20 protein-coding genes are annotated in these 21,863 nt (G+C 37.9%); 19 read left to right on the top strand and 1 reads right to left on the bottom strand.

What is annotated here, in order from left to right; all coding sequences use genetic code 11:
• Positions 1-5 precede the first annotated feature (5 nt).
• The 16 genes from MKY94_RS19705 (at position 6) to MKY94_RS19630 (ending at position 18,369) form a co-directional block, all read left to right on the top strand.
• Positions 6-653 (top strand): anti-sigma factor, encoded by a 648-nt coding sequence (locus tag MKY94_RS19705; protein WP_154312081.1) that lies wholly within the window; start codon positions 6-8, stop codon positions 651-653.
• A gap of 120 nt (positions 654-773) precedes the next feature.
• Positions 774-1,610 (top strand): diadenylate cyclase CdaA, encoded by an 837-nt coding sequence (gene cdaA / locus MKY94_RS19700; protein ID WP_144541060.1) that lies wholly within the window; start codon positions 774-776, stop codon positions 1,608-1,610.
• Complete coding sequence (locus MKY94_RS19695) at positions 1,603-2,883, top strand: CdaR family protein (protein WP_154312082.1); 1,281 nt, start codon at positions 1,603-1,605, stop codon at positions 2,881-2,883. The genes cdaA and MKY94_RS19695 overlap by 8 nt, the downstream gene beginning before the upstream one ends.
• A 37-nt stretch (positions 2,884-2,920) precedes the next feature.
• Positions 2,921-4,273, top strand: a complete 1,353-nt coding sequence (gene glmM, locus MKY94_RS19690) for a phosphoglucosamine mutase (protein WP_151112078.1) — start codon at positions 2,921-2,923, stop codon at positions 4,271-4,273.
• A gap of 269 nt (positions 4,274-4,542) precedes the next feature.
• A complete protein-coding gene (locus tag MKY94_RS19685; protein WP_144541066.1) occupies positions 4,543-5,055 on the top strand; it encodes a type 1 glutamine amidotransferase domain-containing protein in 513 nt (170 codons plus the stop codon).
• A gap of 280 nt (positions 5,056-5,335) precedes the next feature.
• Positions 5,336-5,785, top strand: coding sequence for an Lrp/AsnC family transcriptional regulator (locus MKY94_RS19680; protein WP_144541068.1), 450 nt, complete (start codon positions 5,336-5,338; stop codon positions 5,783-5,785).
• Between the two features lie 297 nt (positions 5,786-6,082).
• A complete protein-coding gene (nikB, locus tag MKY94_RS19675; protein ID WP_144541070.1) occupies positions 6,083-7,024 on the top strand; it encodes a nickel ABC transporter permease in 942 nt (313 codons plus the stop codon).
• Between the two features lie 14 nt (positions 7,025-7,038).
• Positions 7,039-7,935 carry an ABC transporter permease gene (locus MKY94_RS19670; protein WP_342577655.1) on the top strand — a complete coding sequence of 299 codons (897 nt, stop codon included), beginning with the start codon at positions 7,039-7,041 and terminating at the stop codon, positions 7,933-7,935.
• A gap of 24 nt (positions 7,936-7,959) precedes the next feature.
• Positions 7,960-9,510: a glutathione ABC transporter substrate-binding protein gene (locus tag MKY94_RS19665; protein WP_191697567.1), complete on the top strand. Its 1,551-nt coding sequence runs from the start codon at positions 7,960-7,962 to the stop codon at positions 9,508-9,510.
• 9 nt (positions 9,511-9,519) lie between these two features.
• A complete protein-coding gene (locus MKY94_RS19660; protein WP_144541076.1) occupies positions 9,520-10,524 on the top strand; it encodes an ABC transporter ATP-binding protein in 1,005 nt (334 codons plus the stop codon).
• Positions 10,499-11,500 carry a dipeptide ABC transporter ATP-binding protein gene (locus MKY94_RS19655; protein WP_144541078.1) on the top strand — a complete coding sequence of 334 codons (1,002 nt, stop codon included), beginning with the start codon at positions 10,499-10,501 and terminating at the stop codon, positions 11,498-11,500. The genes MKY94_RS19660 and MKY94_RS19655 overlap by 26 nt, the downstream gene beginning before the upstream one ends.
• Before the next feature lie 23 nt (positions 11,501-11,523).
• Positions 11,524-13,128, top strand: a complete 1,605-nt coding sequence (locus tag MKY94_RS19650) for a gamma-glutamyltransferase family protein (RefSeq protein ID WP_342577654.1) — start codon at positions 11,524-11,526, stop codon at positions 13,126-13,128.
• Positions 13,122-13,718, top strand: coding sequence for a chromate transporter (locus MKY94_RS19645; RefSeq protein WP_144541082.1), 597 nt, complete (start codon positions 13,122-13,124; stop codon positions 13,716-13,718). The genes MKY94_RS19650 and MKY94_RS19645 overlap by 7 nt, the downstream gene beginning before the upstream one ends.
• Positions 13,715-14,242 carry a chromate transporter gene (locus MKY94_RS19640; RefSeq protein WP_342577653.1) on the top strand — a complete coding sequence of 176 codons (528 nt, stop codon included), beginning with the start codon at positions 13,715-13,717 and terminating at the stop codon, positions 14,240-14,242. Before MKY94_RS19645 ends, MKY94_RS19640 begins: the two co-directional genes overlap by 4 nt.
• A 501-nt stretch (positions 14,243-14,743) precedes the next feature.
• Positions 14,744-16,546: a glutamine--fructose-6-phosphate transaminase (isomerizing) gene (gene glmS, locus MKY94_RS19635; RefSeq protein ID WP_144541086.1), complete on the top strand. Its 1,803-nt coding sequence runs from the start codon at positions 14,744-14,746 to the stop codon at positions 16,544-16,546.
• A gap of 1,454 nt (positions 16,547-18,000) precedes the next feature.
• Complete coding sequence (locus MKY94_RS19630) at positions 18,001-18,369, top strand: PH domain-containing protein (protein WP_342577652.1); 369 nt, start codon at positions 18,001-18,003, stop codon at positions 18,367-18,369.
• A 475-nt stretch (positions 18,370-18,844) separates the two neighbouring features.
• Here the strand turns inward: MKY94_RS19630 and MKY94_RS19625 are convergent, their stop codons facing one another.
• On the bottom strand, positions 18,845-19,600 hold the full coding sequence (locus MKY94_RS19625; RefSeq protein ID WP_342577651.1) for a hypothetical protein: 756 nt from the start codon (positions 19,598-19,600) through the stop codon (positions 18,845-18,847).
• A gap of 384 nt (positions 19,601-19,984) precedes the next feature.
• Here MKY94_RS19625 and MKY94_RS19620 point away from each other — a divergent pair, with 384 nt between their 5' ends.
• The 3 genes from MKY94_RS19620 to MKY94_RS19610 all read left to right on the top strand — a co-directional run bounded on the left by MKY94_RS19620 (position 19,985) and on the right by MKY94_RS19610 (position 21,678).
• Positions 19,985-20,458 carry a GyrI-like domain-containing protein gene (locus tag MKY94_RS19620; protein ID WP_144541132.1) on the top strand — a complete coding sequence of 158 codons (474 nt, stop codon included), beginning with the start codon at positions 19,985-19,987 and terminating at the stop codon, positions 20,456-20,458.
• A 30-nt stretch (positions 20,459-20,488) separates the two neighbouring features.
• Positions 20,489-21,145 (top strand): phosphoribulokinase, encoded by a 657-nt coding sequence (locus tag MKY94_RS19615; protein ID WP_154312091.1) that lies wholly within the window; start codon positions 20,489-20,491, stop codon positions 21,143-21,145.
• Positions 21,146-21,279: 134 nt separating this feature from the next.
• Positions 21,280-21,678, top strand: a complete 399-nt coding sequence (locus tag MKY94_RS19610; protein ID WP_144541136.1) for a cytidine deaminase — start codon at positions 21,280-21,282, stop codon at positions 21,676-21,678.
• The last annotated feature ends 185 nt before the right edge of the window (positions 21,679-21,863 follow it).

The following is a 21,863-nucleotide window of genomic DNA, read 5'->3' as shown; positions in this document are numbered from 1 at the left end:
TCATGATGAGTGCGTGTCCAGAACGAATTGTTCACTATATGCATGAATATCTAGATGGTGAAATTAGTCGTGAACACGAGCTGGAGCTCAAATCACACTTGCAATCATGCCCGGAATGTCGTAATCATATGCACGAGCTGAGCGATGTGGTGGCTTTTGTGAAGGGTGCTGCTCATGTAGAGGCGCCAAATGATTTTACTCTTTCCGTTATGTCTAGACTTCCAAAAGAGAAATCACATACTGGAGTAAGCAGATGGTTCAGGCAACATCCGGTTATGACTGCAGCTGCAATGTTTCTTTTGTTAATGAGTAGTGCACTTTTCTCAAATTATAATAACGATCAGCAATTTTCGTTTACTAAGCAAGAGCATGTAATCGTCGAGGGAGAAACGGTTATAATCCCTGAAGGACAAGTCGTTAAAGGCGACTTGGTAGTTAAAAATGGGGATGTTAGAGTAGATGGTGAACTGGATGGTAATCTAACAGTTATTAATGGTTCCATTATTGACGGCTCTAAATATATGGCTTCTACCGCAAATGTTACAGGTAAAACAGAGGAAATAAATCAAGTATTCGATTGGCTATGGTATACCATAAAAGATAGTGCTAAAGGTATAGCTTCATTCTTTAAAAATGAAAAGACAAACGAATAAAAAGTCTATCCAGGAAACTTTGGATAGACTTTTTTCGTTAGAGTTAGAAAGAGAAATCTATACTACATGTATGTTATACTTACTTTATATGGATTCGCGAGGAAAAGTGGGGGATGCCCAATGTCGTTTATGGAACAATTTACGGACTTGATGCCAGTGAATGTAATCGTCAATATTTTAGACGTTTTATTCGTATGGTTTGTTATATATAAATTAATAACTCTTATTAAAGGAACAAAAGCAGTTCAATTGTTAAAAGGTATTTTTGTAATAGTCATTGCAAAGGTAGTAACAGACTTTCTAGGTCTGGATACTCTAGGCTGGATGTTAAACCAAGTAATTGAATTTGGTTTCTTAGCTATCATTATAATATTCCAACCTGAAATTAGAAGAGCGTTAGAACAAATAGGTAGAGGTAAATTGTTCTCTAGAAGCTCACTGCATGAAGAAGAAGAGCAAACTCGTTTAATAGAAGCAATGACCAAGTCGGTTAGCTATATGGCGAAAAGACGTATAGGAGCCTTGATTTCTATAGAAAGAGAGACTGGATTAACGGAATATATAGAGACAGGAATAACTCTAAATTCCCACTTAACTTCTGAGTTGATGATTAACATCTTTATTCCAAATACACCACTACATGATGGCGCTGTTATTGTTCAAAAGAATAAGATAGCCTCTGCTGGTTGTTATTTGCCGCTTTCTGAAAGTCCTTTTATCTCTAAAGAACTTGGAACAAGGCACCGAGCTGCAATAGGACTCAGTGAAGTCACAGATGCGATAACAATTGTGGTATCGGAGGAAACAGGTGCAGTTAGTCTTACATCTAATGGAGACCTACATCGAAATCTTTCTATAGATGAATTTAAAAATCATTTAACAAGACTTTGGTTTGGTCCATCAGAGGAGCAAGCAACACCTTCTAAGTGGCTATGGAGGGGGAAACAAAATGGATAGAATGATGAATAATCCATGGCTTTTGCGAATTATCACACTTACCTTTGCCATACTGCTGTTTGTATCCGTGAAATCTGACATTGAATCTGACAATCAGAACTCAAGCAGCAAAACGATAGATATGATAAGAGAAGTACCGGTAGAGATTTATTATGATGATGAAAATTTAGTTGTGACTGGAGTACCTGATACGGTAGACGTCAATATAGAAGGCCCTACTCAGCTCGTAACATCAGCAAAAATCATGAAGGATTATAAACTATTTGTAGATTTAAGAGAACTTCCAATTGGAGAACATAGAGTTGCCATTTCGAATGAGAATTTCTCCGAAAAGTTAAAGGTTCGTACTGATCCTGTTTATGTAAATGTTGTAATAGAGGAGCGTATCACACAAGAGTTTAAAGTCGACCTAGATATGAATGAAAACTTAATAGCAGAGAACTATGTATTAAAATCTTCTAGTGTGGAACCAAAAACAGTTACGATTACAGGTGCAAAAAGTATCATTCAAAGCATAGGTTATGTAAAAGCAACTATCTCAAGTGAAAAAGGCATCAATAAGTCCTTTGAACAGCAAGCAAGTGTCAGAGTCCTGGACTTAGACCTGAACAAATTAGATGTATCTGTTGAACCAAGGACCGTGCAAGTTAAATTGACTGTGGAAGAATACAGTAAAGAAGTACCAATTTCGATTGTGAGAAAAGGAACGCCTAAGGCTGGGTTAACAATCAATAATATATCTAAAGACACAGAAACCGTTCGGATATATGGCCCACGAGCAACGGTGGATAAAATTGATAGGTTGAATGTCGATGTAGATGTGAGTAAAATTGAGAAAGCCGGTACATTTGATGTGAAGCTGACTCAACCTGAAGGAATCACAAGGATATCTCAAGAAAAAATTGAAGTAAAGGTTGATGTCACCGAAGCCCCTTCTACAACTGAGGCAGAAGAAACGGTGAAAGAAGAGGATACATCTGCATCCAGTGAAATAATAGAAAAATCCTTTCCAGGTATGAAAATCGCTATAAAGGGTTTACCTGAGGAATTAGAGAGTAAGTTTAATGTTCCTGCAGATGGGATTGTCGTTTTAGTGGGAAAGGGAACAGCTGAAGCATTAGAGAAAGTGCAATCAGGGGATATATCCATATATGTTGATGCACAAAATTCAGAAGTTGGAGAAGCGATTCTCCCTATTCAAATTGATGGCCCTTCGAATATAGAATGGCAAACATCTGAATCCGAAGCAAAACTAACGATAATAGAAGCATAAAAGCAGGATAACAGGTAATTAAGGAGAGTAGATCAAAATGGGAAAATATTTTGGGACAGATGGCGTAAGAGGTGTAGCAAACTCTGAACTAACACCAGAACTTGCATTTAAATTAGGTCGTTTTGGCGGTTATATATTAACAAAAGAGTCAAAGGAACGAGCAAAGGTATTGATCGGAAGAGACACACGTATTTCTGGTCATATGCTAGAAGGCGCCCTTGTTGCAGGTCTTTTATCGGTTGGGGTAGAAGTAATGCGCTTAGGTGTAATTAGTACACCAGGTGTAGCTTATTTGACTAGAGTAATGAGTGCAGATGCAGGTGTCATGATTTCTGCTTCCCACAACCCTGTGGAAGATAACGGCATCAAATTCTTTGGTTCAGACGGCTTTAAACTATCCGATGAACAAGAAGAAGAGATTGAGCAACTGCTTGATGCAGAGAAGGACGAACTTCCTAGACCTACTGGTGGGGGAGTTGGATCGGTTTCCGATTACTTCGAAGGCGGTCAAAAATACATTCAATACTTGAAGCAAACGATCGATGAAGATTTCGTCGGTATCCATGTTGCTTTAGATTGTGCGAATGGGGCTACATCCTCTTTAGGGACTCATGTATTTGCTGATTTAGATGCTGACCTATCAACGATGGGCGTTTCTCCTAATGGCTTAAATATTAATGATGGAGTAGGCTCTACTCATCCAGACGGCCTAGCGAAATTTGTTTTGGAAAAGGGAGCAGCTGTTGGTTTAGCATTTGATGGTGATGGAGACAGACTTATTGCAGTGGACGAAAAAGGTAACATAGTTGATGGCGACCAAATTATGTACATCTGTGCCAAGTATTTAAATTCCCAAGGACGTTTAAATAACCAGACGGTAGTTTCTACTGTTATGAGTAATATGGGCTTCTACAAGGCGCTAGAGGCAAATGAAATGACTAGCGTTAAAACTGCTGTAGGAGATCGCTATGTTGTGGAAGAAATGAAGAAAAATGGATATAACTTGGGTGGAGAACAATCAGGACATATTATTTTCCTAGATTACAATACAACAGGCGATGGATTGCTGACTGGTTTGCAGTTAGTGAACATCATGAAGGTAACTGGTAAAAAACTTTCAGAGCTTGCAGCTGAGATGAAGATATACCCACAAAAACTAGTTAATGTTCGTGTAACAGATAAGCATGCTGTAACAGAAAATGAAAAAGTAGCAGCAATTATTAACGAAGTAGAGACTGAAATGGCTGGAAACGGCCGTGTATTAGTGCGTCCATCTGGAACAGAGCCATTAGTGCGTGTAATGGTAGAAGCTTCCTCCGAGGAAGACTGTGAAAACTATGTGAGCCGTATCGTAGAAGTTGTAAAAGCTGAAATGGGCCTAGTAGAATAAATAGAAATCATTCAATATAAATATTTTGCATCCTCGACTGTTAGTTCCTAATGGTCGAGGATTTTTTTGTATGTAAAGAGTCATAGTACATAGCAGTTGTTTTCTGATGTTCTCAATTCCTTTCAGATAGGTTACCCAACAAAGGGAGGGAGAATTCTAAAAGGAATTAGACGATTAGTCTATCCTCAACTATTATTTTTATCAAAAATGTTTAATGCACCTTAAAGTGTGGAATTATAAGAGAGAACAAACAATTGAGGAGTGAGGAAATGGCTAAAGTAGCAACATTAATCACAAACATGTTTGAGGACTCAGAATACGCCAAACCAGCACAAGCACTAAACGAAGCTGGGCACGAGGTGTTTGCAATTGAAGAAGAGGCTGGAAAACAAGTAACAGGTAAAAACGGAGAAGTAAATGTAACGATTGACTATGGGATTGATGATGTAAAACCAGAGGAATTCGATGCATTGTTCATTCCTGGCGGTTTTTCTCCAGATATTTTACGTGCGGATGATCGCTTCGTACAATTTGCAAAATACTTTATGGATGCTAAGAAACCAGTATTTGCAATCTGTCACGGACCACAACTTTTAATTACTGCGAAAACATTAAATGGTCGCGATGCAACTGGTTATAAATCCATTCAAGTGGATCTAGAGAATGCTGGCGTTAAGTTCCATGACGAAGAAGTATTCGTTTGTCAAAACCAGCTAGTAACAAGTCGTACGCCTGACGATATTCCGGCATTTAACCGTGAAATCGTGAAGCTGTTAGCTTAATGTAAATAGGAAGGCTCTTCAATTAGTCTTTCTAAAAACAAAACTATAGAACTAGAAAAGGCAAGAATGCTGTTAAATCAACACATTCTTGCCTTTAATTATGTGTTCTAAAATTTTCTATTTGGTTCAACCACGCATTATGTATATGCAAAAGATATATAGATTTTTTCAATGTAAAGAGTAAACTGTATTTTTCTTTACATTATGTCGTTATAATGATATTTTTGCTTTCTAAAGTAAAGTTAATCATCTATTATATTAGATGGGAGGGAGATATACAATGGGAATTGATGCGGTAGACAAGCGAATTCTAGAACTGTTAACAGCTAATGGTCGATTATCATATGTAGACATTGGGAAGGAATTAAATCTTTCTAGAGTTGCTGTAAGGGAGAGGGTTCATCAACTACAGAAGGAAGGAATTATTGAAAGATTCACTGTAGTGATCAATTCTGAAAAAGTAGGTAAAGGGGTATCCGGCTTTTTTGAAGTGGATTGTGAGCCTTCATCATTAGTGGAAGTTGCAGAAAAGCTAGCAAACAACCCAAGTGTAGCGAGTTGCTACCAAATGACAGGACCTTCCACCTTACATATGCATGTGTTAGTTGATGACTTCATTAGCCTAGAAAAATTTATCAATGAAGAGTTGTATGCATTAGAAGGTATTACGAGAGTTGAAAGCCATATTTTATTGAGAAGATTTAAAAGTCGTAGTGGCTTAAAATTATAAAAGGCATCCTTTAGAGGATGCCTTTTTGCATGGACAAAAAGAATGGAAGCGTTTACTTTTGTACAAAACAATAATAATACATAAAGTAATAAAATAGGAGATATTCTATTCGAAAAGTAATGGATAAATTATTTATTAAGTCTAAAAGTAAAGAATAAATGAAATAAATAAATTTATTTGAAAATTCATATAGATTTTTGTGAATTGTTGTATTATAATCAAAACTATTAAAATTCAGTCATTTGTTAACCAAAAACCAAGAAATGATTAACAAGTGTAGAAAAGGTTGGTGGGATTGTGATTTCTTTAATAGTAAGGCGTGGTATACAGCTTCTTTTCTTGCTTTTCGGTATATCATTTCTAGTATTTTCATCTATGTACATAGCGCCTGGGGATCCTGCCACTATGGTAGGTGGGCCGACAGCAACCGAATCGGATTTGGAGTCCATAAGAGAAAACTTGGGACTAAATGATCCTTTCCTAGTTCAGTACGGTCGATATGTAAAAAATGCGGTTCAAGGAGATTTTGGTTACTCCTATCAATCTAAACAATCAGTTTCTGAGGCAATAGCTATCAGGCTACCAAATACTTTTAAGTTAGCCATTGCGAGTATGATTGTCGCCATCATAATAGGGGTGGTTGCCGGATTGATATCAGCCTTAAAGCAAAACTCATGGCTCGATATGACATCTACTACTCTAGCACTTGCAGGAATATCCATACCGAACTTTTGGTTGGGAGCATTGTTGATATTAGTATTTGCTGTAAATTTACAATGGCTTCCAGTAGGTGGTTTATCAGCACCTTTTTACACGTTAGAAGGCTTTAAGCAGATGATCCTTCCTGCAATCACACTTGGCACTAGTGCAGCAGCAATGATTTCGAGGATGACAAGATCCTCCGTGCTAGAGGTAGCTAAAGCCGATTATGTAAGAACGGCCAGAGCAAAAGGTGTAAAAGAAAGGTCAGTCATTTGGGTACATACTCTAAAAAACGCAATGATTCCAGTAGTGACGGTCATTGGTGTTAACTTTGGTGGCTTACTCGGAGGAACAATTATTACGGAAAAAGTGTTTGCAATCAACGGAGTTGGAAGGTTGATGGTGGATGCTATTGCACAAAGGGATTTCCCAATGGTACAGGCTTCCGTTTTATTAGTTGCAACATTATTCGTGGTCGTGAATCTCCTTGTTGATATTGTCTACACATTCATAGACCCAAGGATAAGCTATGACTAAGAAGGAGGGATCATATGTCTAACACCATTTCAGTTAATAATAAACTTCCAACTGCAACAAGAAAGAAGGATAAGGTAATAGTTACGACGATGAAGCGCCTCTTTAAAAATAAATTGGCAGTCTTAGGTTTTGCTATTATCTTAGGGCTGATTATCATGTCTGTCTTTGCTCCATGGTTAGCAACATATGACCCATCAAAGCAAAACCTTGTAGCAAGTGAACTTCCAGTCTTTTCAGACGGACATTGGTTAGGGACAGATAATTATGGGCGAGATGTTTGGTCTCGTATTGTTTATGGATCAAGGATTTCTCTATTAGTGGGAATCGCAGCCGTTAGTCTTGGGTTGCTTGGAGGAATTACTCTTGGGTTGCTCGGTGGCTATTATAAAAAGCTAGATGGAATCATTATGAGAATAGTAGATTTGCTCTTCTCCTTCCCTGGAATTCTGCTTGCTATGTTAATCATAGCTATCTTAGGTACTAGCTTGGTCAATGTGTCGATAGCAATTAGTATTTGGTCAATACCAAGCTGCGCGCGCATAGTCAGAGGTTCGGTACTTTCTATTAAACAAAAAGAGTACATTATGGCTCTAAAATCATTAGGAGCGTCTGATTTAAGGATTATGATTCGTCATATTCTACCCAATGCCATGGCACCGATCATCGTGTTTGCCACAATGAGAATGGGAACAGCTATCCTCTCAACAGCTTCTCTCAGTTACTTAGGATTAGGGGCACAGCCTCCTACACCAGAATGGGGAGCAATGATTTCACAAGGGCAAAGTTATATGTGGACGTCACCTCATTTAACAATTATTCCTGGAATAGCAATTATGTTAACCGTGTTTGCCTTTAACGTACTAGGAGACGGATTAAGAGATGCATTAGATCCAAATATGGACATCCAATAAAAAGAAGTAGAGGAGAATATGAAAATGAAGAAAAAATGGTTATTTATTTTATTATTTGTTGTTTCAATCGTGCTAGCAGCTTGTTCTGGAGGAGAATCCTCATCAGCACCAAAAGAAAACGGTGGTTCCGGAAGCGATATTAGTGGTAAAACCTTTACTTATGCAACTACAACAGATGCTGTTGGCTTGTCACCAATCATGACCAACGATTCTCCTTCTGCAAATGTTATTGAACAGGTTTATGAAACACTTTTTCAACGTAACTCAGAAACATTGGAAATTGAACCAAAATTAGCAGAATCCTATGAAAATCCTGATGAAAATACATGGATCTTTAAACTAAAAGAAGGCGTACAATTCCATGATGGAACTCCATTTAACGCTGAAGCTGTTAAGTATACTTTTGATAAATTACGCGACCCAGCAACTGGCGCGCCACGTGCTTCTCTTTTAGAATCAGTGGAAGAAATCACAGTGGAAGATGAATACACAGTGAAAATTACAACGAAATATCCTTATGGAGCGTTCTTAGCAGCACTCTCTCATACAAACTCGGCAATCGTAAGCCCTAGCGCTGACCAAAAACAAGACTTAATGAAAGAGCCAGTAGGTACAGGACCATTTAAATTTGTTAGTTGGACACCTGGAGACCAGTTGGAGCTAGAAGCAAACGAGGAATATTGGAACGGAGCACCTGATTTAAAGAAAGTAGTGTTCAAGGTGGTTCCTGAGGTTTCTACAGCAATTTCTATGCTACAAACAGGTGAGGTTCAATTTATCGATAACCTTCCAACAGAACAAATCAATCGTTTAGAATCGATGGACAACATTGACATTCAAAAAATAGATGGCTCTCCAGTCTATTACTTTGCATTTAACCACTTAAAAGAAATGAATCAAGATCCGGAATTCCGAGAAGCAGTTGCTTCAGCAATAGATCGCGATGCGTTTGTCTCTAAATTGAATGGATTAGGTGTTAGAAGTGATAGCGTAGTTGGACCAAAGGTATTTGGATATGATAAGTCAGCAGAGAATGCTGGAACTCCTTACGATTTGGATCATGCAAAGGAATTAGTGGAGAAAAATGGATACGGTGATCAACCACTAAAATTATTAACAGCTAACCGTGCTAATACAACATTAATGGCTGAAATAGTACAAGCTCAACTAGTAGAGGCAGGATTTAAAGTTGAAATCGAGTCTATGGAATGGGCAACATACTTAGACTCAGCTCGTGCAGGCGAATATGACTTAACATTCTTAAGCTGGTCAAATGTAACGGGAGATGGTTCTGAATTATTTTACCCGAACTTCCATAGTGACAATGTAGGCTCATCTAACAGAGCACAATATAGCAATGCAGCATTTGACGACTTAGTAATGCAATCACGCACAACAGTTGATCAAGAAGAGCGCGCAAAATTATTAGACCAAGCAAACAAATTAATGCTAGAAGAAAATGCTGTAGTAGTTATGTATCACGGAGTTGTTACATCGGCTTTGGATAACACCTACACAGGATTGAACCTAGATTCCACTGGTAAATGGACATTAAAAAATGTAACTGGAAAGTAGGTATATCTGATGAGGGAGACATTATTAGAAGTGAACAATTTAGTAACTGAATTTCGCACGGCAGACGGTAATGTTCAAGCCGTGCGAGATGTCTCCTTTTCTGTTTCAAAAGGAGAAACACTGTGCATCGTTGGTGAGTCCGGCTGTGGTAAGAGTATTACATCCTTGTCAGTCATTGGTCTTTTGCCAAGCAATGGTAAAATCGCTGCAGGTCAAGTCAAGTATGAGGGAAAAGAAATTCAAAGCCTTCCATACGAAGAATTGAGAAAGATGCGGGGCAATAAGATCTCGATGATTTTCCAAGAGCCGATGACAGCACTCAATCCAGTATTGACAGTGGGATACCAATTGAGAGAGCCTTTAATGCTTCATCATGGATTATCTAAATCGGAGGCACACAAACAAGGTATTGATCTGCTAAACCAAGTAGGAATCCCTTATCCTGAAAAACGGATGAGTCAGTATCCCCATGAGCTGAGCGGAGGAATGAGACAGCGGGTTATGATTGCAATTGCTCTCTCATGCCATCCTGGTTTACTTATTGCGGACGAACCTACAACAGCATTAGACGTGACAATACAAGCCCAAATATTAGACCTCATCAATGAGTTAAAGGAAAAGCTAAATATGGGCATCATGCTCATTACACATGACATGGGAGTAGTAGCTGAGGTAGCGGATAAGGTTATGGTGATGTATGCAGGCAAGAAGGTTGAGGAAGGCATGGTAGAAGATATCTTCAAAAATCCAAAACACCCGTATACTCAAGGACTTTTAAACTCTGTGCCAAATGTAGACGATCCTGATTTTGAATTAGAGCCTATTCCTGGCTCTCTTCCAAGTCTGCAGGAGAAAATTCAAGGTTGCAGATTTCACCCACGTTGTAAGTTTGCCACCGCAAAGTGTAAAGAGCTGGCACCACCAGAGATAAATGACGAGCAGGGCCACATGGTAAGTTGCTGGTTATACGAAGAGGAGGAAGTAAAAAATGGTCAACTTGTCACCCAAAACTGATCAGAAGGTCCTCCTTGAATTAAATGGAGTTAAAAAGTATTTCCCTATTAAAGGCGGGATATTAAAGAGAGTTCAAGGTCATGTGCAGGCAGTTCAAGAGGTAAACCTTAAGTTATACGAAGGAGAAAGCCTTGGGGTAGTTGGAGAATCAGGTTGTGGCAAATCTACCTTAGGTAGAGCCATCTTAGGACTAGAGGAACTGACAGCTGGAAAAGTAATATTTAAGGAACAAGAAATTCAAAACCTTAAGAGAAAAGAGAAGTTAAAGTTTGTTAAGGAAATGCAGATGATTTTTCAGGACCCTTTTGCATCCCTAAATCCTAGACAGAGAATTGGGCATGCATTAGAAGAGGTCTTTGTTATGCATACAAACTTAACCAAAATAGAAAGGCGTAATGCTGTAATAGACCTCCTAAATGAAGTAGGGCTTAGAGAGGAGCATTACGAACGTTATCCTCACGAATTTAGTGGTGGGCAGCGTCAAAGGATTGGGATAGCTAGAGCTATCGCCTTAAATCCTTCCTTCGTTATATGTGATGAAGCTGTTTCTGCTTTAGATGTATCTGTTCAAGCTCAAGTTTTAAAGCTATTAAAAACTCTTCAACAAAAATACCAGCTGTCTTACTTATTCATCTCTCATGATCTAGGAGTAGTTCGCTATTTTTGCGACCGAGTGCTAGTTATGTATTTAGGTAATACGGTAGAGCTTGGCACAGTAGAGGACTTATTTAAAAATCCAACGCATCCTTACACTCAGGCGTTGCTGTCCGCTATTCCACGTCCTTCGGTAAATCGAAGTTCGAAACGTATTCGACTTCAAGGGGACCTTCCTAATCCAGCCAATCCTCCATCGGGCTGTCCGTTTCATACACGTTGCCCGATAGCCCAAGATATTTGTAAAAAAGATATGCCTGCATGGGAGCAGGTAAAGGAAGGTCACTTTGCTGCCTGTCACTTTGCAGGGACTAAAATTTAAAGCTTATAAAGGGGAATCACATCATGGATTACTTATATCACCCATTTCCAGGTAAGAGAAGTACCGTATTTGCTAAAAAAGGAATGGTAGCAACATCACAGCCTTTAGCAGCGCAGGCCGGCTTAGATATATTAAAAAAAGGTGGAAATGCAATTGATGCAGCTATTGCAACAGCCGCTGCATTAACAGTTTTGGAACCTACCTCTAATGGAATCGGAGGAGATGCTTTTGCTTTAATATGGACAAAGGACAAGCTTCATGGTTTGAATGCATCTGGCCCCGCGCCACAATCCATTTCAGCAGAGAAGCTAAGAGCACAAGGTTTAGAAAAAGTTCCTGTGTATGGAGTAGTTCCAGTAACTGTACCCGGAGTTCCAGCAGCATGGGCAGCCTTATCTGAAAGGTTTGGCAAGCTACCGTTAAAGGAGGTACTAGAGCCTGCTATACAGTACGCGGAGGAAGGCTATCCTCTGACACCAATACTAGGGAAATATTGGAAGGTGGCATACAAAAAGTTTAAAGCAAGCTTTACGACCGAGGAGTATAACGCATGGTTTGAAACGTTTGCTCCAGATGGACGTCCTCCTGAAATTGGAGAAGTGTGGAAATCCCCAGGTCATGCGAGCACTCTCCGAGCAATCGGAGAAACTAAAGCAAGAGCTTTTTATGAAGGAGAAATTGCTGATCAAATTGATGGTTTCATGAAAAAGCATGGAGGATATCTTTCTAAAAGTGATTTGGAATCCTATCAGCCTGAGTGGGTAGATCCCATTTCTGTGGATTATCGGGGCTATGATGTTTGGGAAATTCCACCAAACGGCCAAGGAATGGTTGCTTTAATGGCATTAAATGTATTTAAAAGGATGGATAAACCTCAGTGGCAAAGTGCACACACCATTCATCAGCAAATTGAATCGATGAAATTAGCTTTCACAGATGGACAGGCATTTATAACAGATCCCGAAGCAATGCCAGTAAAATTCGAGCATTTATTGTCAGAGGAGTATGCCGAGAAACGCAAAGAGGTAATTCAAGATGAAGCAGCAGATCCAGAGCCGTATGAATTACCAAAGGGCGGGACGGTTTATCTGGCAACTGCCGATGAAGAAGGAAATATGGTTTCTTATATTCAAAGTAATTACATGGGCTTTGGGTCAGGTGTTGTCATTCCAGGGACAGGAATTGCTCTCCAAAACAGAGGACATGACTTCTCTTTAGATGAATCACATCCTAACGTATTGAAGCCAGGTAAAAAAACTTACCACACCATTATCCCTGGATTCTTAACGAAAGAGGGAGAAGCAGTAGGGCCATTTGGCATAATGGGAGGCTATATGCAGCCACAGGGGCATTTTCAAGTAGTGACTAGTACCATAGATTATATGTTAAATCCACAAGCGACGCTTGATATTCCTCGTTGGCAGTGGATGAAGGGTAAAACTGTACATGTTGAGCCAGAGTTCCCTAACTATTTGGTACAAAGTTTGGTGAGAAAAGGGCATGATATCCAAGTGGCAACTGATGGAGGAAGCTTTGGACGTGGGCAGATTATTTGGAGAAATGCAGATACGGGCGTTCTACAAGGGGGAACAGAATCTCGAACGGATGGAGCTATCGCAGCGTGGTAGAACGTCAGCCTTTGGAGAAAAGCTCTGTGCGTCCTAAGCCGGTACTTCAAAGAGATATAAGTTGGGCATTCTTCCGAGTTGGTATGCTTGGATTCGGAGGTGGACCTTCCTCGATACCCCTAGTTCATCAGGAAGTTGTTAAGAAGTATAATTGGATGGATGATGAGGAATTCGGTGATACATTAGCACTGGCAAATACAATGCCAGGTCCAATAGCAACCAAGATGGCAGGCTACATCGGATATCGCATTGCTGGCTTTTGGGGTTGTGTCAATGCACTCATCGCTTCGGTCATCCCTACAGTAATACTGATGATTCTTCTGCTAGGATTTCTGCAATCATTTAAGGACTCACCAAGAGTTCAAAATATGACAGCTGCAGTTATTCCAGTTGTCGCAGTTATGTTAGCATTAATGACCTGGGACTTTATCAAAAAAACTGGAGAATCCTTTGGATGGTGGCAGGCATGTTTAATAATAGCTGTTGCTGCATTGCTTATGGAGCTTATACATATACATCCAGCAATTATCATAGTAGTTTGTATGGCAATCGCTTTTTTCCCTCTATTAAAAAGGAGGGGAAGTAAGTGATTTACTGGCAATTGTTTTTAGCATTTTTTATTCCAGGTATATTGGGCTATGGCGGTGGCCCTGCCTCTATTCCATTGATAGAGCATGAGGTAGTTGAAAACTATGAGTGGATGACAACTCAGGAATTTAGTGAGGTTGTAGCCCTTGGAAACTCATTACCTGGACCAATAGCTACAAAAATGGCAGGCTATATTGGATATGCAGAGGGCGGAATATTAGGGGCAACTATTGCTCTTTTTGCGACTGTCGCACCCTCCTTAATACTCATGATTAGTATGATGGCTGTTCTATTAAAATATAAAGAAGCGCCGGAAGTCAAAAACCTTACAAAGCTGATAAGACCAGTAATCGCTGTATTACTAGGTGTAATGACTATCCAGTTTGCACAAGAATCATTAGATGGGATTGGTATAATATCAACTCTTATCTTAATAGTAGGAAGCTATTTGCTTTTAGAGAAGGTAAAACTACATCCTGCATTTGTTATCATAATAGCGCTTGCTTACGGAGCAGTTATTGTATGAGTAAAAGAGACCATTAGCGATAGGTCTCTTTCTTCATTTATACATTTCTTGGTACTTTTGGCCTTGTGGTTTCGATTGACTCACATATAATGAGAAGATATAATGATGGAGTTACATTATATTAGAATACTGGTAACCGCGTAGAAAGGAAGGATAGGTAACGCGTTAAAAGCAGGAAAACAATTATAGCGCCTGAGCTGAAGAAATTGGACGAAACGAATCTTCAGCAGACGAGGTGGAGGTTATCGATATTTCGGCGGATGCCTCCCGACCGTATTTGCCCGGTTGTAATTCTTTTTCATAAACCATTCAAGTGATTGAATGACAAAAGGGAAAAGAAGGCATTCTTAGCTTAATAGGTATGTGTATGTGAAAGATGTTTAGGATAAGCGCAATAGTGGTATCGCATAGATTATGTGTGTTTCCACAGGCGTTTTATCGCTAAGGCAAGCTTTTCAACATGCTTATTTTGACATGAATGATAACGGAGGAATATAAATTATGTGTGGAATTGTAGGATATATCGGTGAAAACGATGCGAAAGAAATTTTATTAAAAGGCTTAGAAAAATTAGAGTACCGTGGATATGATTCTGCGGGAATTGCAGTTTTAAATGAAGACGGAGTAATGGTATTTAAGGAAAAAGGACGTATCGCAGATTTACGTGAAGCGGTAGATGGAGATGTAAGTGCAAATCTAGGAATTGGTCATACTCGCTGGGCAACTCACGGTGTTCCAAACCAAGAAAATGCTCACCCTCATCAAAGTACAACAAAACGTTTTACACTAGTGCATAATGGTGTAATCGAAAACTATCATTTACTGAAAAAAGCTTATTTAGCAGACGTTGAAATGGCTTCTGACACAGATACTGAGGTTATCGTTCAGTTAATCGAACGTTTCTCCAAAGATGGTCTATCTACGGTAGATGCTCTTAGAAAAACATTGCACTTAATCCATGGTTCTTATGCAATCGCATTGATAGACAATAAAGATGAAAACACGATCTATGTAGCTAAAAACAAATCTCCACTTCTTGTAGGTGTAGGAGAAGGATTTAACGTAGTTGCTTCTGACGCAATGGCTATGCTACAAGTTACAGAGCAATACGTAGAGCTTCATGACCAAGAAATCGTAATCGTGCGCAAGGAATCAGTGGAAATCCAAACGCTTGATGGTACAAAGGTAGAGCGTGCTCCTTACAAAGCAGAGCTAGACATGAGTGATATTGAAAAAGGGACTTACCCTCACTATATGTTAAAAGAGATTGATGAGCAGCCAGCTGTTCTTCGTAAAATTATACAAGCATATCAAAATGAACAAGGTGAGCTTACTATTGACTCTGCAATTTTAGATGCACTAAAAGAAGCAGACCGCTTGTACATTATTGCAGCAGGAACTAGCTATCACGCTGGTTTAATCGGTAAAGAATACTTCGAGAAAATTGCTGGTATTCCAGTAGAGGTGCATATCTCAAGTGAGTTTGGATACAATATGCCTCTACTTTCAAAAAAACCTTTATTCATCTTCATCACGCAATCTGGCGAAACAGCAGATAGCCGCCAAGTATTAGTGAAAATCAAAGAAAAAGGTTATCCAACATTAACCGTAACTAACGTACCAGGATCTACGCTTTCTCGTGAAGCAGACCACACGTTATTACTTCATGCTGGTCCGGAAATCGCTGTAGCCTCTACAAAAGCTTATGTGGCACAAGTAGCAGTACTTATGGTAACTGCATCTGTATTTGCTAAGTCACAAGGCCAAGAGTTAGACTTTGATGTTGTGAAGGAGCTTGGAATTGTAGCAAATGCGGTTCAAGCGATTGTAGACACTAAAGAAGAGCTAGAAGAGATTGCAGCAGAATACCTTTCTACTACAAGAAACGCTTTCTTCATCGGAAGAAATGTGGACTTCTATGTAAGCTTAGAAGGTGCTTTAAAGCTTAAGGAAATCTCTTATATACAAGCAGAAGGCTTCGCTGGCGGAGAATTAAAGCATGGTACAATCGCCCTTATCGAAGACGGCACACCAGTAATCGCTTTAGCAACACAGAAGGCTGTAAGCTTAAATGTTCGTGGTAACGTAAAAGAAGTAGTGGCACGTGGCGCTAACCCATGTATTATCGCAATGGAGGGCCATGAGGAAGAAGGCGACCGCTTCGTACTTCCTAAAGTACACGAATTCTTAGCTCCACTAGTAGCCGTAATCCCATTACAGCTAATCAGCTACTACGCTGCTCTACACAGAGACTGTGACGTGGATAAACCAAGAAACTTGGCAAAATCTGTTACGGTTGAGTAATAGGGTTAAATAAATTTTTAGGTTATGTAAATGTCCAGTTACAACATAGTTGGTAACTTAACATTAAAGTAGGTTACTAATATTTATAAAAGAACGTCAAAATCACCTCTCTAGTTTAACTGAGAGGTGATTTTTTGTTGGGTACCTATGTTAAAATAGCTATAAATTGTGAAGGGTTTCACTTAAACTAACGCAGCAGTTAAGTTCAATAAGGAATGGTAAATCTGAAGTGATTAAAATGTTTAAGGGAATAAGAAAATTTGTGCTAAAATAGATAATATAAGAGGACGTATTATTCAATAAATGGAGCCATTTTGCAGAGGATTTCTTTAACATTTTTATTTTCAAAAGGAGTATCATATGGAAAAGGTATTAAAGTTTATAATCGCCATCTCATTATTAATTCTTGCCCTTAATAGTTTCCGTGTTGTTAGCTACCTACGCAACCTCACTGAATTAATGGGAGCATTAATAAACACTACAAATTAGAAGCGATTTATCGTGCTACAAACGGGCACGATGGTTGAACAAGTGATACGTGATTTATTAAGAAATATGGTAAGTAATAAAACGCACAGGCACAAAAATCTGTGCGTTTTTTCTAGCTTATTTTATTGTTAATCAATGTCTAAAACATATGCAAAATCGGTTGCTATTTGACTCGCTATTGGTGATTTTCTCCCCATCTGACGAGCAAAAATCACAACTAAATATCATGCTGGATGATGTGAATTTTAAAGGTCACGGGTTTACCGATAATTTCTTTATTCGTCCTAAAGATGTACTTCCATTTTTCGAACAGTTTAGTCTTGAAAAACTACATTTGCTTAATTCGAAAGTTTTTTATATCTACGTGAGGCAGAACTCCTTAGCCGACCGCCTGAAGTGGTGTCTGCGTGGCTAGACTTAGCAGAGCAAGTATGCGAACGCGAAGATATGCTGGGTTTAGCAGAACATATTATGTATATTGCCAAGAAAGTCAAATAAGCACTCTTCAACTAACGGGTGCTTAGTTAAATATTCGCTAGCCGAAATAATTAATAATATTAATGCGTACTTTAAAGTTAAAACCATAACATTGAGTTACTAACTATAATGTAAAAACCTTATGGTGCAATTAGATGGGTTACCAACTAAAATTAAATATTACGAAAAACCCGTATTTTGTTGCTGTTATTGAATTTTTGAGATACCGACTATAATGTAACTGGACATCCAGTTAGATCATAGTTGGCAACTGATATTTAAATCACCTCTCTAGTTTACTGAGTGGTGTTTTTTTATTGGATAATTATATTAAAATAGCTGATTGCAAAAATTTTCACTTGAACCAACGGAACAGTATGATGAAACCAAGTGGTTATTAAATCGTATATATTATTAAAATATTTTGACATATCGAACTTTAAAGATGTGTGGAGACGATTCTGACATTGTAAAGGAGGTGATAAAAGGTGAGTGTTCAAATTGAATTTGGTGATACTGCTTTAATATTGAATATATCAGGCAAGACAAAGGTTACTACATTAAGAAAAAAGATGGAAATTCCTTACAATTCGGTTGAAGAAGTACAGATTAGTAATTTCAATTTTCCTTTGACAGCTGTAAAAAGAACAGGTATTACTACAATCGGCTATAAAGCTGGGATTTTCATTATTGATAAAAAGAAATATTTCTTATCCTATCATGACGCAAATAAAGTAGCTATCCTTGGTTTGAAAGGATTTGAATTTGACAAAATAGTGGTTGAAAGCGAGGATCCAGAACAACTAGAGAAAAATATCTTGATGCGTTGCTCTCACATAAATGATCAAACGACCTAATTATATAGGCTCTATCTTCAGTGTCTTATCGTATTTCCAGTGTGACAAATTGTGAAGCAGACTTCAAAGAGGATGCAGAATCCGTTTGGAATTACTATAACAGCTATAATGTTCCAGAATATTTCGCTATTAAGGAAATAAATGTAATGGTTAGCCAAGGAAATCACAGCTTCCTTGGCTTTTTTAGTTGTTAGGTGAATATCGGCAATTCAGAAGGTGAAGCACTCTTCAGACATATTAAGAGAGAGAATATTGAATTTTGGAGTTAGCAACTATGTTGTAACTGAACAGGTTTTTTCTAATGAGTGGCATGTCCTAAAAGAAGGATTAATATTGAGAAGAATGAGTTTTTTTTATTGATGAAAATCGTTGTAATCACTTTCTTCTTCCCCATATAACCCATGCCTTGTGGTGGATTCTAGTGTATTTATACCGAAAAAGTGAATCTTTCAACCAACTAGGATTTCTGTTGTATTTATTCAAAAGTTATAAGCCAATTAAGCGTGTTGTCACCAAAATTTGTTAGCGTATAGACAAATTTTTCTTTTTGCCATGTTGCAAGGCTACCTTGATCATTTGCATCAATATGCAGATGGCCATATTGCTCTGGAATTGGCATCATATGTGTTTCCAAAAATTCCACAGTTTCTTTTGCTATCGTTAAGCTTTCCTCTGATTTTTCTGTTGTTGAACGTGCTATAATGGCCCAGCGCCCTTCATTCCAACTTGTAAATATTGAGCCTGCTCCTGCATCTTGATACCCAGTTATACCATGCCCTAAATCAACAGCTTCCCCATCACTGAAAACCGTTTTATCTATTTCTTCACCTGCGGATTTTGCCGTGGCATGTTTAGTAATTACTAACTGCCCAACTAATTGCCCATTTTCTTTTATCTTCGGATCGTTCATCTCTAGTTGTTTGTCTGCTTGATAAAATTCAAAAGTTACAACATTCTGTTTTGAAGAAGCAATAGCCGTTAAATGTTTTCCTTTTGTCACGGGGAAATCTGTTGGTAATTGAATGTCCCAGTCACTCGGGATAATACTTTCGAAATTTGTATTTCTAGCATTACTATCACTTGTTACGTTTTCATTCGATTTAACTGGTTCTTTATATTCTGTTCCTAGCTCTTCTGACTGACCATTATTTATTTCAACATCGTCTACTATTTGTTCAGGATCATCCTTTTGTAAAGCTTTATTATCTTCATTTCCACAAGCAGTCATCATTACAAAAATAAAAGGTAGTATTATTAGCTTTTTCAGCGTAATCCCTCTCTTCTTTTTTGTTTATCTTCTTCAATTGAATTTACCCTAAAAACCTCTTTCAAAAACTAATCTTAAACTAGGATAGCCGGTAGTATAACTTCAATAGGACTAAAAATATAACTCATAATGAGAACAACTTATAGTTGATAACCTATCCAATCATATTCATTTTGTTTAAGTTTTTAGCAAAGATTAAGTTAATAAATTAATGTTTAAATATGGAAATGTTAAACTCGCTTGCTTATAATTCATATAAGCGAACGATTTTTTTATATTGCCATGCCGTATTAAAACAGTAACAAACAAATAAAAGTAGAGAAAAATAGAAGAAAGGTGATGTGTACGATGGAACAAAATACTATAGACATGGAAGCACTTTGGACAATTCGTACGGAGCAATTCAAAAAAATATTTTTAATTGGACTACAAAAACAATTACCACAGTCTTATGAAGAAGAACAGGAACTCTTTGCAAGAGTTGAAGCGAGAAAAAACGAAATAATGGAACAAACATTGACTAGTAACACCTTTATGGTGATACATGACAATGGATCAAAAATGACTGTAGGATTAATGGTTAATAAAATCGAAGAAGTACCGGAAGGGATGGTATCTTTAAGCCTGTCCGCGGAAGAATATGTAGTTTTTAGATTTGAAGAAAAACATATTTGTTCTTTCTGGCGGTATTTTAGTTCCCAGGATAATCAAAAGAAATACGATCTCGATATAGGAAAAGCTAGGCTCGAAACATTTAATGATTCTTTACAGCCAAAAGGAATGACTGAGATTTACTTTCCTAAGGTGAGCAGATCGTTGTGAAATACAGCTCATTAATAAAAGGAGATAATGATGGATAAGCTATTACAAGAAATTATATATTGGGTTAGAATGACGAATGAACAAATTATTATTGGTGTTTCAGGACATGGTGCTGCGGGAAAAACAACGTTTGCCAATAGATTAATAAGCCTACTAAATGAAAATGAAGTGAATTATATTAATACAGATCCATATATTATTACCTCAAACATTCGAAAACATGCCATTATCGACTATACATACCAAAACGAAAATCATCGGTATAAAATGACGGCATGCCATCCATCAGCTCATCATTTAATTTCTTTAGAAAGAGATATTCAAATGGTTAGAGATGGTTTAGATTTATATACGATTGATACAGATTATATGAAAAGCGAGCTAATATCTTCGAAAAACAAAATTACGATTGTAGAAGGAATGAGTGTAGGATTTATTAATCCAGATTTATTTGATTTAAAAATTTACTTCTATACAGATGGTGAAACAGAATTAATGAGAAGGTCGGGCCGTGATATTGTTGAAAGGGGTGCCGATCTGAATTACTTAACACAATCTCATGATGAAAGAAGAATTCAGTACGAAGTGTTTATGCATCCGTACAGTAAGCATTTTGATATCATTATCAAAAATTCTAATGACACAGTTTATATAGAAAAAAATACATTTAAATTTCCAGTTTCATAGATATATGATTACTATAATAACTAACGACATTGACAAAAACATTGTAGAAATATTATATTAGAAGTCCTGCCAACAAACGTTGGCGTAAAGGGGACTGTGAAAAGTTCATTCTTATTTGAAAGAGGATGGATAAAATGAATAAAGAAATGTTAATGGAAAGTGCACGTAACATGAAAGTAAAAGCATATGTACCGTATTCCAAATTCCCGGTTGGAGTAGCATTATTATTAAAAGATGGTACTGTAATTAATGGAGTAAACGTGGAAAACGTTTCATTAGGTGCAACTAATTGTGCTGAGAGAACAGCTATATATACTGCAGTAGCGAATGGTTATAAAAAAGGTGATTTCCAAGCTATAGCTGTAGCAGGCGATACGGTTGATTTTCTTCCACCATGTAGCATTTGCAGACAAGTTTTAGCTGAATTTTGTTTACCTGAAATGCCAGTTTATTTAACTAATGAAAAGAAAGATATATTAGAATTGACCTTAAGAGAATTATTACCTTACGCATTCACAGATTTAGAGATGTAATATTAAGATATAGATATTATTATTATACAATAAGTATTAGGAGCCTTTTTTATTGAGTTTTCTCAAAATAGGCTCCTTCTATTTGTTCGGAGCGAAGGCGGCGACTCCTAGGGGACAAGCACGGGGGAGAGACTACAGGCTCGACCCGTGCCCCGTCCGTCATAGCGGAGAACAAAGACCTTGGA

Source organism: Psychrobacillus sp. FSL K6-2843 (genome assembly GCF_038626375.1).
Taxonomy (GTDB): Bacteria; Bacillota; Bacilli; order Bacillales_A; family Planococcaceae; genus Psychrobacillus; species Psychrobacillus faecigallinarum.
This window is presented reverse-complemented; position numbering and strand designations above follow the sequence as displayed.

Excerpts from the sequence above, each read along its gene's own strand:
- MKY94_RS19685 (WP_144541066.1), top strand. The coding sequence starts at position 4,543 with ATGGCTAAAGTAGCAACATTAATCACAAACATGTTTGAGGACTCAGAA.
- glmM (WP_151112078.1), top strand. The coding sequence starts at position 2,921 with ATGGGAAAATATTTTGGGACAGATGGCGTAAGAGGTGTAGCAAACTCT.
- MKY94_RS19665 (WP_191697567.1), top strand. The coding sequence starts at position 7,960 with ATGAAGAAAAAATGGTTATTTATTTTATTATTTGTTGTTTCAATCGTG.
- MKY94_RS19655 (WP_144541078.1), top strand. The coding sequence starts at position 10,499 with ATGGTCAACTTGTCACCCAAAACTGATCAGAAGGTCCTCCTTGAATTA.
- MKY94_RS19615 (WP_154312091.1), top strand. The coding sequence starts at position 20,489 with ATGGATAAGCTATTACAAGAAATTATATATTGGGTTAGAATGACGAAT.
- MKY94_RS19610 (WP_144541136.1), top strand. The coding sequence starts at position 21,280 with ATGAATAAAGAAATGTTAATGGAAAGTGCACGTAACATGAAAGTAAAA.
- glmS (WP_144541086.1), top strand. The coding sequence starts at position 14,744 with ATGTGTGGAATTGTAGGATATATCGGTGAAAACGATGCGAAAGAAATT.
- MKY94_RS19620 (WP_144541132.1), top strand. The coding sequence starts at position 19,985 with ATGGAACAAAATACTATAGACATGGAAGCACTTTGGACAATTCGTACG.
- cdaA (WP_144541060.1), top strand. The coding sequence starts at position 774 with ATGTCGTTTATGGAACAATTTACGGACTTGATGCCAGTGAATGTAATC.
- MKY94_RS19695 (WP_154312082.1), top strand. The coding sequence starts at position 1,603 with ATGGATAGAATGATGAATAATCCATGGCTTTTGCGAATTATCACACTT.
- MKY94_RS19680 (WP_144541068.1), top strand. The coding sequence starts at position 5,336 with ATGGGAATTGATGCGGTAGACAAGCGAATTCTAGAACTGTTAACAGCT.
- MKY94_RS19650 (WP_342577654.1), top strand. The coding sequence starts at position 11,524 with ATGGATTACTTATATCACCCATTTCCAGGTAAGAGAAGTACCGTATTT.
- MKY94_RS19660 (WP_144541076.1), top strand. The coding sequence starts at position 9,520 with ATGAGGGAGACATTATTAGAAGTGAACAATTTAGTAACTGAATTTCGC.
- MKY94_RS19670 (WP_342577655.1), top strand. The coding sequence starts at position 7,039 with ATGTCTAACACCATTTCAGTTAATAATAAACTTCCAACTGCAACAAGA.
- MKY94_RS19705 (WP_154312081.1), top strand. The coding sequence starts at position 6 with ATGAGTGCGTGTCCAGAACGAATTGTTCACTATATGCATGAATATCTA.
- MKY94_RS19625 (WP_342577651.1), bottom strand. The coding sequence starts at position 19,600 with ATGATGACTGCTTGTGGAAATGAAGATAATAAAGCTTTACAAAAGGAT.